We start from the raw sequence: 12750 nt of genomic DNA on the forward strand, positions 1-12750 counted from the left end.
AATGATTAAATTGAACATTAAGAAAAACATTTTTTGGATACTGTTAGCGAGTTTTCTTGTCCGACCCTCATTTGCCGAGGGTCTGTCTCCATACTCCACCAGCGAACTGGAACAGTTAGAAAAAGAATTCGTACAGCAAATTAATCAATCAGAAAGCGTGGAGCGAAATCCATTAGCAAGCCAATATATTAATCGCATCGGAAAAAGCCTAGCGCATGCAGGGCATATTAAAACTCCTGATTTTTTTATAGTAAAATCGAATGAAATCAATGCATTTGCCGGTCCAGGGGGACATATAGGTATTAACTCGCAACTTATTTTAACAACGAGTACTGAAAGTGAGCTGGCGGGAGTCATGGCCCATGAAATTGCACACGTACGGTTGCACCATCTCTACAGGATGATCGAACATCAAAAACAAATGCGCGTTCCCATGCTTGCATCCATATTGGCATCTGCTGCTCTAGGAGTAATTAATCCCACAGTAGGAATGGCTGGAATGATGGGTGCTTTAACAGGATTCTCACAAGACAATATCAATTTTACACGATCCAAAGAAAAAGAGGCGGATAGGATTGGGATTGATATGTTGACTAAAGCAGGATACAACCCCCAAGGGATGGCGGCTTTTTTTAAAAAAATGCAGGAAAATTCGCGGTATTACTATACGGCAAACGTACCTGCTATTCTACGTACTCACCCTCTGGATGGAGACAGGGTAGCAGAAGCAGAAAACCGTATCGCGCAATCTTCACACAAACACCATGTAGATTCTCCGGAATATCCTTTGGTTAAAGAATTAATCCGCACATCAGTCGCTCAAGATCCTAAAACGCTATTTGATTATTATGAGCATCAATGCAACAAAAAAACCCCTGCTTATGCCTGCCAATATGGGCATGCCCTTACTTTAATCAATAATAACAATTATGCAAAAGCAGCCACTGTCTTAACTCCTTTATTGACAGAAAATAATAATCTCTATTTTCAAATTGCTATGGCACAAGCTGAAACAGGAATGTCCCAACATAAAGCAGCCCTCTCCCGATTAGAAGAAATACAAAAAAATTACCCTGATAATTACGCCGCTCTTATGGCGTATGCCCAAGGTTTGTTGGCTGCGAATCAAAATGAGAAGGCTACCAGTATTCTACTTAAAGGAAGTAGAAAATATAAACATGATCTACCTTTGTGTCGCGAGTTAGCTCGAGCCCAAGCGCAATCACATCAAAAAGATTATGCTTATTTTACTCAAGCCCAATGTCTACTACTTGAAGGACAAAAAAGAGCTGCGGTAGCTCAACTAAAGGTGGCCCAAAGCCTGGCAAAAAAAGATCCTTATTTATCAGCAAGAATCTCTGCCAAAATTGATGAAATTATGAACTAATCAAAAGAGCTTTTTTCGTACACGCTCCGCTCATGCTCTATCGATAGATACACCCTATCTTATGATAGAGCGAGACGCCAACACACTGTTCGTTCATAAAACTTTAAGACGAAATAAATAACGCTAGCTCAATTCTTACTCACGAATCAAATTGATGAATTATCATACAGTACTATACTAGAAAAATATGTCTCACGTTTCATACGATAATCGGTAAGGTTTCTTCATGATTATGTCTAAAATGTTACGAGGTATAATTTATTCCGCATTTCAGTCACAAATTAAGGCGGATAGTGTGACTTGGCACACTGAGTTAGATCAGTTTGTTCTCAATGAAAAGGATATGGATTTCTTAAATGAAGAGGCTTTAATTTTCTTCAATCAAGTCTTGATTAAGAAATTACGTAAAGAAGCATTACATCGCTTAGATTTTCATTAACAACTAGGACATACTTGTATTCTTGTGAGTGGCGGGGACATTTATCTCAAACATTCTGCTGATCATTATCAGTTCGATCAGTTGATTTGCACAGAGTTAATATACTGGTCGCATGAAAAAAGAGTACTGTCTTGGAAAATATAAGCTGGAAAATTTAAAAAAAGATACAGCACCAGGAATAGTTATATTTTATATGCATATGGGGATAGCCCAAGCAACTTAGCTTTGCTTAATTATGCAGACTATGCTTTTTATAAATGTTTCCAATAAAAGAAACAGAAGCAGCAATAAAATGCGGAGGGATCTCTATGAACGATTCAACAGTATCATCGATTACCAATTTTTTAATACAAAATGACTTTGATAACCCCTCACTAACCCAAATCTCGCAAAATCTACAAAGCTCCTTATATTTTGCGAAAGTGGGAACGCGCGAAATAACCATTAAAGTATTTAATAAAAAGGAGTTGGAAACTCTTTATCAGTTAAATACCCAAAAATTTCTTCGTTTTATGGAGTTTCAAATGGGGTGTATTAATGATTTGACTCAAATTATACCTGCACCCCACTTAATCCGTTTTAATAATTTCTTTGTACAGGAAATGGATAATATACTGTTTTATATTATGGATTATATCCCTGGAGAAACTCGGGATATCTCGGCTATTACTCCAGCTCAGAAACAGGATATTGCCCGAATATTAAGGTTAGTCCATCAAACAGACTTAAGTCATTATGATACTAGTTTTTTTTCTATAAGAATTGATCTTCTTGTCCAATCCTGGCAATTTTTTCTAAACAATCAGGGAATAAGTTTAGTAAAGCAATTAGCTGCTCCTCTTCAAGATAACGCTTTAAATAGTTTTCTTGATCAAATATCCAACGAAGTGACCACTCAAGCCCTCTGGGATGTTAATAATAAGAGTAACTTAGTGATTGCCCATGCAGATATAAAACCTAAGAATGTTATTTGGAATCGTAAGGATGAGTTTTTCATTATTGATTGGGAAGATTTATCTACCATGCGAGCTGAAATTGATTTTATTGATACTATTACCAGTTGGACCCTTAAAAAAGATAATGAGGAATATGTATTAAATAACCATGAATTAAAGCTGTTTCGAGATGCTTATGCTTTGCCTTTGACAATTAAAGAAAGCGATATCCACTTTTCAGCGGCAAAATGGATGTCCTGGATTATGACCTGTTATTCACGATCTAATAATGAAAAGGTACATGATGGAATGATGATGTTGAAGTTGCTTGCAAATAATAAAAGATCTTTACTGGACCTCTAGTATCTATCTTCATTATGCAAAGGAACAATTTTTTAAACTCTGTGTCCGGGGTATATTTTTTACCAAAAAAATAAAATCGCAGTAAGTAAAAGAAACTCCAACAACAATTTATGTCATGGAGTTCCTATTGCAGCTTGCCAAACAATATTTAAAACTAATCTCGAAAATTCTCATACTGCAAGGGCAATTTAATATTTGATTTCTTCAGGAGCGCAATGGTTTCTTGCAGCTCATCTCGCTTTTTTCCTGAAACCCGAATTTTGTCTCCCTGAATTGATGCTTGCACCTTAATTTTGGAATCTTTGATACATTTCACTATATCTTTAGCTGTAGGCTGGTCGATTCCTTGCTTGAAAGTCATATTTAAAGAATAAAATTTTCCGCTGTGTACGGGCTCATCTTCCATATCTACTCCCGAAGCATCAAGATTGCGTTTACTGCAATGATTACGGAATAAATCCTCTAATTGTCTGACTTGAAAGTCTGATTCAGCGCGTAAGGTTACCGTGAGTTCTTTAAGCTCTATGCTTGAGTCCACTCCGCGAAAATCGAAGCGAGTCCCCATTTCACGCAAAGCATTATCAACAGCATTACGTAATTCAACCATGTTTGTTTCAGAGACAATATCAAAAGAAGGCATAAGTTACTCATTCAAATTAAAAAATATAATTTAACAAAAAACAGAATGTTGCACCACATTCCAATTCTCAATTCTTATTGTTGCATATTCACTTAAAGAGTGTTATCAAATTAATTGGCTCAAAAATATTCTATTTAGTTACCAACCGTACAATAACCCTCGGGTTATTCGAATCTCAAGGAGTGAGAAGTATGGCAAAGGAAAAAAAGGAGTATTACACCTCATATCAACCCCAACCCCAGCATTCTCGTTTTTGGCTTCATTCGGAGTCATGTTATACAGATGAAGAATTAGCGCAAAGAGAATGGATTCTTAAAACACGTGCCAACTCAGGAATTCATCCGGATTATTTAGCCAACCCCAGTTCTTGGTTTGCAGATGATTCCCAAGCTTTAATTAACGTTTATGAGCGTTCTTGGTTTTACTCTAATGCATTCAAAACACGTCATGCTTTAACTCGGGATGATTTTCATGTCCAACCCATCGATAGTCAACGTTTGCAATGGACTGCCTTATATCAACTAATGCAAAAAATTGGTGATTATTTATTGTTAAGGAATCAGAACTTACGTCCAGATCATTTAAATCAGCCTATGAATTTTTTCTTATTGGATCTTAATCATATACTGAAAGGAATAAGTCAAAATCCCAATATCAAGCAAACAAGCGAACAATTAGAATTAGTCACTCGTTATGTACGTACTATTGAAAAGAATATATCTCCTTTTATAGGTTCAGATCGATTATTTTTAGCTAATTTTCGCAGTACAATTGACGATGAAATTCATCCCCTGTTAGCCCACAAGATTGAATCGCAACTATTAAGAGATCGCCTAGGTGACGTATCCAAAACAATTGAACAACTATCCACTGAACGTAACCGCGTTTTGCACTTTGCTCTGAATGCAAATCAGGTTAATCCTCATCCCTATACCTTTGCAATCGATAAACCTGCTGATTTAAAAGCCTATCCTACTCAAGCAGTAAAAGAATGCGGGAAAAGTTCAACTGCGGTCGTAGACAGTCCTATTTCTACATTGCAGTTGACAGCGGATCAACTTAAAAACTGCCCGGATTTCCAATTAGTAAATATGCAAGATAATGTATTAGAAAATTATGCTCAAGCCATAACTGATTTAAATGAACTCGACCAGTTTCAAAAAGTCATTACTCAGACAATGGATCTTTTGGGGCAAGCAGGTGAGGTGTTTACCGTTCTTCAATTTAAGGAACAATTATCTTCACTACTGAAACAAATTGACTCCTTTATTGATGAATCTTCCGTTCATATTGAAGCAATTATCCACGCCAATACCAATGCGTATCATAAAGCGATTCAGGAGGAACAAAATTTATCTTTAATTAAAAAATGGATAACTTCTGAACAATCAAAATTGAATACCTTTATCACAAATCAAGATACTCTGGCACAATTTCCCTCTACAACAAGTGATCTTTCGAAAACGAATCAAGTATTAAAACAACAGGTCAATTATGTTATTGCTCATTTAAATGGTCCTAAATTGAAAGATACTGATTTCGTAACATTAGCTGGACAAGCTCAGGAATTAAATGCATTAATGGATTCTATGCATCGTTGGATCTCATTCCAATACTCCATTAAAGGATTGCAGCCCCCTAAAGAACCTGAAAAACTACAGTTAATACCCGAGCCCAGAGCGCAGCAAAAACCTCATTACCAACCTAAACTGCACTCCTCCTTTTTTGAGTCAAATAAAAAGCAAGCTATAGACCATTGCTCTCCTAATTTGAGCTATGAACCACCAACATGCCGTCTTCCCATTGAACAACCACCTGCGATTGCATCAGCCTGTACTGATCAAGATATGACTGTATGTAAGGTGCAAAATGACTCACCCCGTAACGATCTTACAGGGATGTATCTAGGGATGATTATTTTAGTTCCCATTGGCTTTCTAGCACTTTATTTATTGTACCTATCCTTTAATAAATCAGAACCCAAAGTGAAACTGTTAGGAAGCAAAGAGGAGTATGAAGAAATTAAAACTAAATTCGATGACTTTATTATCGAAATCAAAAAAAATGACGACTTGAGCGACTCCCAAATACAGAACAAAATGGAAGATTTCATTGAAACATACAGTGAGTTAAACAAACAAGCTCAAAGAGGAATATATGATGTAGAAGAATTAAAAGAACTTTTTGAAGACGTGAGCGATTTTTATAGCGAGTATACTTCCGAATCAGAATCAAGCACATCATTGATTTATTCGTGAATTCTTTGATTGCCGTGCACTAAGTGAATTGCTAATACCTCTAATGAGTGGCATACAAAATAAAACTGGGGGTGCTCCCCAGTTTATACATTGCATCAACCGAAATACACTTTGTACAGTAAGAATAGACCGATGAGTAATGTAATTACCCCACTTATAATGAATAGTTCCGTCTTAGTTATCATTTTATTCCAAACTTTATATACGGTATCTGGAAAATAGAGCCTAAATAAGCCGCCAATCAGTATTAACCACGCAAAGACGGTTACAATAACAGGCCAACCTAATACCCATACGTTATGACTCAGAACCATTAATAATCCAATTATTAATGTTATTATGCCAACAACCAACATGACCGCTCGTTGCCCCATTAATTCCCTCATCGCGGTAACTACAATTTCACGTCGTACAAGTAAAAGCAAGCTCACAATTACCAGATACCAACCTAGCACTGCTGCTAAAAAATTGGTACCCATAACAATCTCCTGATATAAAACTCTCCTATTTAAATTATAGTAGAATATCCACCTTTATAACGTGGTGAATCAGGCAAAAATAGCTAAACTTATATATATGTTTGGATCAAAGGATTCTTTAAAATGAGCAAGCAATTTACTGCAAATGTTTACTGTAAAGAAGCTATGATTGCGACCCAAACAGGAGATGATCTTGATCAGCTGTACACATGGATGTTGATTCAAGTTAATGGGCACTTTGATGATATCCGCGGTGAAATTATCGATAATACTACAAACAAAACCGTGAGAACATTTCGCAAAGCCCCTATAGAATAAGCTCCGATCAGGTTCTGGAATACCTAAACTATGGGTCAGAATGCGTTCACACAGTAAAAGAATATGTTGACTAAGATAAAGAAGAACTTACAATGGGACCCCTTTATTTTTAAGTTTCATTAAGGACAATCATGAGCGCAACTGGAAAACCATCTTCATTTAATCTGTTTTGGTTGCTCAACTACATCTCCATCGCTTCAGTTTCAGCAGCGATTATTACCCCTGCTCTTCCAAAAATTCAATCTGAATATGCTCTAGGTCCGGGTATTATCGAATGGATAGTTTCTGCTTTTTTAATTGGGTATGTAGTAGGGCAATTGGTCTATGCACCTCTTGCTAATCGCTATGGACGCTTAAAAGCCCTACGTACAGGACTGTTGATTAATTTATTTGGCATTCTCATTTGTTTGTTCGCTTTATTACAAGGAAGTTATTGGTTACTAATCGGGGGACGCCTCATAACGGCTTTAGGTGCGGCAAGCGGACTTGCCTGTACATTCATGTTAATCAATGAATGGTTACCCGAAACTCAAAGAAAAACTGCTATGGCCTATTCTGTGTTGTCTTTTGCTCTTGGCATCGGAATCGCTGTAGTACTTGGTGGATTAATTACAGAATACCTCAATTGGCAAGGATGTTTTTGGATATTACTGGTACATGGCGTAATTATGCTCTGGGGAACGTGCGTGTTTAGTGAAACCTTAACTCATCCCAAATCAATACACGTCTTGGCCATTATCCGTGATTACTATGCTGCATTGACTTCTGCTAAATTAGTAATTTTTTCATTAGTAGTAGGATGTTGCTCTGCAATTTCGTACTGTTTTTCTGCTGCAGGTCCTCAAATAGCTGAAGAAATATTGAAACTCTCAGCAGCAGAGTATGGCTATTGGAATATTCTCAACATCATTGGCATGCTCTGTGGAGGATTATTAGCCAAACAATTACTGGCTCGTTTCTCGGCAAATCGACTCATTGCCATTGGCTTTTTAGGAGTTGCTTTAGGCATATTTAATTTATTGATGATGTGGCACATAAAAAGCGAATCTTCATTGTGGTTCTTCCTAATCACAGGAAGTCTTTATTTATTTAGCAGTTTCTTATTTTCAGGTGGGTCATTTGTTGCTTCAAATGCACTGAGTGACAAAGCCAGCGCTGCAGCAATGATGAGTTTTGTTAACATGTGTTTTGCAACACTGGGTGTGATAGTTATGGGTTATCTGATGGTAAATCCTTTATTAAGTTTTATTATTATTTTAGGTATTATTTGGCTCCTGGTTGTTGGACTCTTGCTGATAAAGGCTTTAAGGGTAAATAATACGTTGCTGTTATCAGGAGATTCAGATTAACCATCGACACTATAGTTCTGCAGAGGGAGGCAGCAATGGGACAGGGTCATATACCACAATCATTACAAAACTTCTTGGATTTGACCCATACAAAGCAAGCTGTCCTTATTCCGGAGGAAGTACGTGATCTTGCTGAAAAAACAGCCGAGGCTTTTGCTCTACCCAAAGTATACGTACCTTTAGTAAGCAATCCTGTATTACGGGTTGCTGATCTTGAGATACCCACACGAATTTATCATCCCGCCCCCCAAAAAAAATTATCCTTAATTATTTATTTCCATGGTGGTGGACATTTATCAGGAAGTCTAGATACCCATGATGCACTTTGTCGACGAATTGCGGTTACCTGTCAAGTTGTAGTCGTTTCTGTGGGATATCGATTAGCTCCGGAATTTCCTTATCCAGCGGGACTGATGGATTGTATTGCTGTTTTTGAGCAAAGAGTTGCATTACTCAAAGAGTTTCAAGTGGATACCCAGCATGTTTTTTTAGCAGGTGACAGTGCTGGTGGGAATTTAGCACTCTCTGTCTGTCATCAAATGAAAGAGCTTGGGGATCAAGCGATTAAAGGATTAGTATTAATTTATCCGTCTGTAGATTTTTCCATGAACTATCAATCGTATCAACGAAATGGAGAAGGATATTTACTTACACGCGACAAAATTAAATGGTATTTTGACAATTATTTCAAAAATGGTGGAGATCGAATTCAAGCATCACCGATGTATTTTAAACATTTGGAATTATTACCGCCTTGCTATATTGCGGCTGCTGAATATGATCCACTATTTGATGAAGCAATTGATTTTGCAAAAAAAATAAAAAACCTAGGAGTTACCGTTGAATTAGAGGAATTTAAAGGGATGATCCATGTTTTTGCGCAACTTGAAATATTTGTACCCGATCAAGTCTCACGATTAATTGAATCCATAGAATATTTTATTAAGGTATACTCTAAGTAACAGGAAAAGCACCGCTCTGCCTCCCAGGTATACCTATGTTTCATTAAAAAGTATCAAATCCTTGATGCTCTTGCCAATTGACTTCTTCGTAAGTACATTCCTCTACAAAAGCAAGTTGGGGACCTTTTTTTAACCATGCATAAAATAATTTTAACTTGTCAGTTGTCCCGCAAGCAAAAACCTCTACGCGCCCATCGTCCAAATTTCGCGCCCATCCTGTGATATCTAACTTAATCGCTTCTCTCTGTGCTGAAGCGCGATACCATACTCCTTGGACTTTTCCCGAGATATAACATCTCATGCATGCTTGATTTGTCATAAAAATTTCTTATTGGTTTTTGGAGAAATAAAGTTTATCTTATTTTAGTGTCTTTTTACATTTTACAAATTTGAGCGTCCTTAAAGGAGATAAAAATGGCTATATGGTTTAAAGAAATTACTCTAGATGCTCTCAATCGGTTCGGAAAAAATACCATGTCTGAATTTCTTGGCATTGAATTTATTGAAATAGGTGATGATTTCTTAAAAGCAACGATGCCAGTAAATGCTCGCACCAGACAACCTATAGGTATTCTTCATGGAGGGGCTAATGTCGCGTTATCCGAAACAGTTGCCAGTACTGCAGCAAATGCAGTTATTGATGTGAATCAATTTTTTTGTGTCGGTTTGGAAATTAATGCCAATCATATTCGTTCGGTTAAAGAAGGAATAGTCACAGCAATTACCTCCCCTTTTCACCTGGGACGTTCTACTCAAGTTTGGGACGTGAAAATTTTTAATGAAGAAGGAAAACTAACATGCATATCGAGAATGACGGCCTCATTAATAAATCGGCCTAATCAATAAGACATCTTCCAGTTTTTCCTCTGTTTCTTTGGGCATTAATGGTACAATAACCAGCATTTATTTTAGTCTCTGCTGTTATGAAACCTAATCTGACTCTTAAAAATCGAGGTGCTCTAAGCAATCCAGACGGTCGATTTGAACCGCAAACCCGTGAACATTTCGCTGATGGCTGGGATATAGAAGAAGAGATCCTTCCTCCTTTAGAAACTTTTTTATTACCCGAACGCGCCAAATCAGTCATTAGTCATAATGACTCTCCTGATATTGGTTTTGAGCAGTCAATTAACCCCTATCGAGGGTGCGAACATGGATGTATTTATTGTTATGCCAGACCCAGTCATTCATATGTTAATTTATCTCCTGGAATCGATTTTGAAACCAAAATCTTTTATAAAGTGGACGCTGCAAAACTTTTGGAAACAGAAATTAATAAAGCAAGTTATCATTGCAAACCTATTGTCTTAGGTGCAAATACAGATCCTTATCAACCTGCAGAAGCAAAGCTTGCTATTACGCGTAGTCTTTTAAACGTATTAGCTGCTCATCGTCATCCTGTGATTATCATTACAAAAAATGCGCTCATAGAACGTGATTTGGATATCCTGTCCTCCATGGCTGCACAAAATCTAGTTCGAGTTGCAGTAAGTATCACCTCTCTATCAAAAGATTTGAAAAGAATTATGGAGCCAAGAACTACTGCACCGGCAGGACGAATCAGAATAATTAAACACTTAACTGACCATGGAATACCCTCGCGTGTCATGATTGCCCCTATCATTCCGATGATCAATGACATGGAATTGGAAAAAATCATGAAGACTGCAGCAGAGAGTGGGGCCAAACATGCCAGTTATGTGTTAATTAGACTACCTTACGAAGTAAAAGAATTATTCAAAGAATGGCTTACCAAACACTTCCCAGAAAGAGCCGAGCATGTAATGAGCCTAATTCGTCAAATGCGCGGTGGAAAAGAATACGATTCCCGATTTGGAATTCGAATGCGAGGAGAGGGGGAATATGCCAATCTATTAAAAACTCGATTCCACCTTGCCTGTAAAAAATTCCACTTAAATATCGAACCCTCTCCAGATTTAGAAATCAGCAAATTTTGCAAAAAAGAAGATTCAACCTACAAACAATTAAGTTTATGGGATGAGTCGTGGTAAGCAATTTTTAAGCATCTCCTTGAATTTAAACTCACTTCAAAAGTATGTTTAAAAAAGATATTTTCAGCGATTTACAATCATATAGAAACTATCAAAGATATTTGCTTAAATTTTATGCAAATTAAAAAATAAACTCTATACTTAAGCTGAGTGAAAAAAAAGATAAACCCAAGGAGGATGTAATGGATACAAGTTTCTATCTTTCAAAAATAGTACGTACAGCAATTATAGTCGGTTCATTATTCTTCGCCCTAGGTTATACGTCTATTGCCAGCGCAGCTCAAGGTTGTGGACATGGATTTCATAGGAATATATATGGCATGTGCGTATACAACAGCCCAGGACCCAATGCAAGACCCGCTCCATACCATCCAGGCTGCTGGAGAAATGTTTGGGGACAATTACGCTGTTATTAATACCGTCAAACAAAGCCTTACCTTAGAAGGTAAGGCTTGTAACAAATTATCTTTACTTTATTCTACTTCTTCTTATTAGAATGGGTCTCTAATTTAGTTTTTTCGTGAGTAGGTTTCATCTTATCAGGATGAGTAGAGTGCTGTTGATCATGGCGACGTGCATCTTGTGACTCTTTTTTAAATTTATCATGTTTTGACATTTATACTCTCCTTGAGATTAAAATTCCTTCAAATTTAAACTTAGTTCGACATGCTTGAAAAAGCAAATCATCCTTTTAAATAGCATCATTCTTTATACTCGTTATGAATTCACTTAATTAAAAAAGTGCGCTAAAGTAATTTTAATTGAACTTGTTGAAGAATGGATTTGTTTCATGACACCCGAAGTAAATGAAGCTTTGAGGAATATCAGACACCAAAAACCTTTTATTTTAAACATTACCAATTATTTTCCAATGGGATATGTAGCAAGTGGAATACGTAGTATTGGTGGTTTCCCATTAATGTGTAGTGCGGAAGAAGAAGTTGAAGAACTATTGGGAATTTCTAAAGCCGTGGTAATCAATATAGGCAAATTAGATAACCCATTTGTTAAATTAAGTAATTACATCTGTACCCTAGCAAACCAGAAGAATATCCCCATCATTTTAGATCCAGTCGGAGCAGGTGCAAGTCGATACCGAACGGATGTTGTATCCAAAATGATAAAGATGCATCAAATTTCAATTATCCGTGGCTATCCTAATGAAATTGTGAGTTTAGGGACTGATGAACTTATAATTCAAGGTAACAATCATCTACTCGAAGAGAAAATGATATTAGATAATGCGAAATCATTATCAAAAAAATATAAATTATCTGTTGTAGTCAGTGGAAAAAGACATCTCGTTGTTAAGGAGAATCAAATCAATCAATTTAATTTTGATTCTGAGTTGGTTCAAAAAGTGGCGGGGATAAGCAATTTACTTTCAGCAATTATCAGTGTTTTTAATTCTGTAATTCCTGATCCATTTTTAGCAGCTAAGAATGCTGTGCATTTTTATGCTGAATGTGTTGGGCCTACTTCCAGTAGTGCTTCAGGCCCTGCTTCATTAATTATTGGAATAATTGATAAAATCTATATGAATGCAATAAAAGCGCAATTGTATACTTAATGTCGAAACGGGTTATGGATAAATTCCTCAGAATCGCT

The 12750-nt window shown here is 36.7% G+C and carries 15 protein-coding genes; 11 read left to right on the top strand and 4 right to left on the bottom strand.

Annotated elements, in window-relative coordinates; genetic code table 11:
- The first annotated feature begins 1 nt into the window (after position 1).
- From ACWTE2_RS14695 to ACWTE2_RS14705, 3 genes are all read left to right on the top strand, one after another.
- On the top strand, positions 2-1387 hold the full coding sequence (locus ACWTE2_RS14695; RefSeq protein WP_182393198.1) for a M48 family metalloprotease: 1386 nt from the start codon (positions 2-4) through the stop codon (positions 1385-1387).
- Between the two features lie 232 nt (positions 1388-1619).
- Positions 1620-1826 carry a hypothetical protein gene (locus ACWTE2_RS14700; RefSeq protein ID WP_454785931.1) on the top strand — a complete coding sequence of 69 codons (207 nt, stop codon included), beginning with the start codon at positions 1620-1622 and terminating at the stop codon, positions 1824-1826.
- A gap of 308 nt (positions 1827-2134) precedes the next feature.
- Positions 2135-3124, top strand: coding sequence for an aminoglycoside phosphotransferase family protein (locus ACWTE2_RS14705; RefSeq protein WP_454785932.1), 990 nt, complete (start codon positions 2135-2137; stop codon positions 3122-3124).
- A 154-nt stretch (positions 3125-3278) separates the two neighbouring features.
- On the opposite strand, the gene ACWTE2_RS14710 is transcribed toward ACWTE2_RS14705, so the two are convergent.
- Complete coding sequence (locus ACWTE2_RS14710; RefSeq protein WP_182393195.1) at positions 3279-3764, bottom strand: YajQ family cyclic di-GMP-binding protein; 486 nt, start codon at positions 3762-3764, stop codon at positions 3279-3281.
- Positions 3765-3955: 191 nt separating this feature from the next.
- On the opposite strand from ACWTE2_RS14710, the gene ACWTE2_RS14715 reads away from it, so the two are divergent.
- The gene (locus tag ACWTE2_RS14715; protein WP_454785933.1) at positions 3956-6022 is read left to right on the top strand and encodes a hypothetical protein; all 2067 of its coding nucleotides are present in this window, start codon (positions 3956-3958) and stop codon (positions 6020-6022) included.
- A gap of 95 nt (positions 6023-6117) precedes the next feature.
- Here ACWTE2_RS14715 and ACWTE2_RS14720 read toward each other — a convergent pair whose 3' ends face one another.
- The gene (locus ACWTE2_RS14720) at positions 6118-6501 is read right to left on the bottom strand and encodes a hypothetical protein (protein ID WP_182393193.1); all 384 of its coding nucleotides are present in this window, start codon (positions 6499-6501) and stop codon (positions 6118-6120) included.
- A 123-nt stretch (positions 6502-6624) separates the two neighbouring features.
- Between ACWTE2_RS14720 and ACWTE2_RS14725 the strand changes: the two genes are divergently transcribed.
- From ACWTE2_RS14725 to ACWTE2_RS14735, 3 genes are all read left to right on the top strand, one after another.
- Complete coding sequence (locus ACWTE2_RS14725; protein WP_454785934.1) at positions 6625-6819, top strand: hypothetical protein; 195 nt, start codon at positions 6625-6627, stop codon at positions 6817-6819.
- A 131-nt stretch (positions 6820-6950) separates the two neighbouring features.
- Positions 6951-8168 carry an MFS transporter gene (locus ACWTE2_RS14730; protein ID WP_454785935.1) on the top strand — a complete coding sequence of 406 codons (1218 nt, stop codon included), beginning with the start codon at positions 6951-6953 and terminating at the stop codon, positions 8166-8168.
- A 35-nt stretch (positions 8169-8203) separates the two neighbouring features.
- Positions 8204-9130, top strand: a complete 927-nt coding sequence (locus tag ACWTE2_RS14735; RefSeq protein WP_454785936.1) for an alpha/beta hydrolase — start codon at positions 8204-8206, stop codon at positions 9128-9130.
- Positions 9131-9173: 43 nt separating this feature from the next.
- Here ACWTE2_RS14735 and ACWTE2_RS14740 read toward each other — a convergent pair whose 3' ends face one another.
- Positions 9174-9449 carry an acylphosphatase gene (locus ACWTE2_RS14740; protein ID WP_182393189.1) on the bottom strand — a complete coding sequence of 92 codons (276 nt, stop codon included), beginning with the start codon at positions 9447-9449 and terminating at the stop codon, positions 9174-9176.
- A gap of 95 nt (positions 9450-9544) precedes the next feature.
- Between ACWTE2_RS14740 and ACWTE2_RS14745 the strand changes: the two genes are divergently transcribed.
- The 3 genes from ACWTE2_RS14745 to ACWTE2_RS14755 all read left to right on the top strand — a co-directional run bounded on the left by ACWTE2_RS14745 (position 9545) and on the right by ACWTE2_RS14755 (position 11558).
- On the top strand, positions 9545-9976 hold the full coding sequence (locus ACWTE2_RS14745; protein WP_454785937.1) for a hotdog fold thioesterase: 432 nt from the start codon (positions 9545-9547) through the stop codon (positions 9974-9976).
- A 77-nt stretch (positions 9977-10053) separates the two neighbouring features.
- Complete coding sequence (locus tag ACWTE2_RS14750; RefSeq protein ID WP_454785938.1) at positions 10054-11142, top strand: PA0069 family radical SAM protein; 1089 nt, start codon at positions 10054-10056, stop codon at positions 11140-11142.
- 182 nt (positions 11143-11324) lie between these two features.
- Positions 11325-11558, top strand: a complete 234-nt coding sequence (locus ACWTE2_RS14755; protein ID WP_454785939.1) for a GCG_CRPN prefix-to-repeats domain-containing protein — start codon at positions 11325-11327, stop codon at positions 11556-11558.
- A gap of 62 nt (positions 11559-11620) precedes the next feature.
- Here the strand turns inward: ACWTE2_RS14755 and ACWTE2_RS14760 are convergent, their stop codons facing one another.
- Positions 11621-11758, bottom strand: coding sequence for a hypothetical protein (locus tag ACWTE2_RS14760; protein WP_454785940.1), 138 nt, complete (start codon positions 11756-11758; stop codon positions 11621-11623).
- Positions 11759-11932: 174 nt separating this feature from the next.
- Between ACWTE2_RS14760 and thiM the strand changes: the two genes are divergently transcribed.
- Positions 11933-12712 carry a hydroxyethylthiazole kinase gene (gene thiM / locus ACWTE2_RS14765; RefSeq protein ID WP_454785941.1) on the top strand — a complete coding sequence of 260 codons (780 nt, stop codon included), beginning with the start codon at positions 11933-11935 and terminating at the stop codon, positions 12710-12712.
- The last annotated feature ends 38 nt before the right edge of the window (positions 12713-12750 follow it).

The sequence above is a fragment of the Legionella nigrisilvae genome, assembly GCF_977063395.2.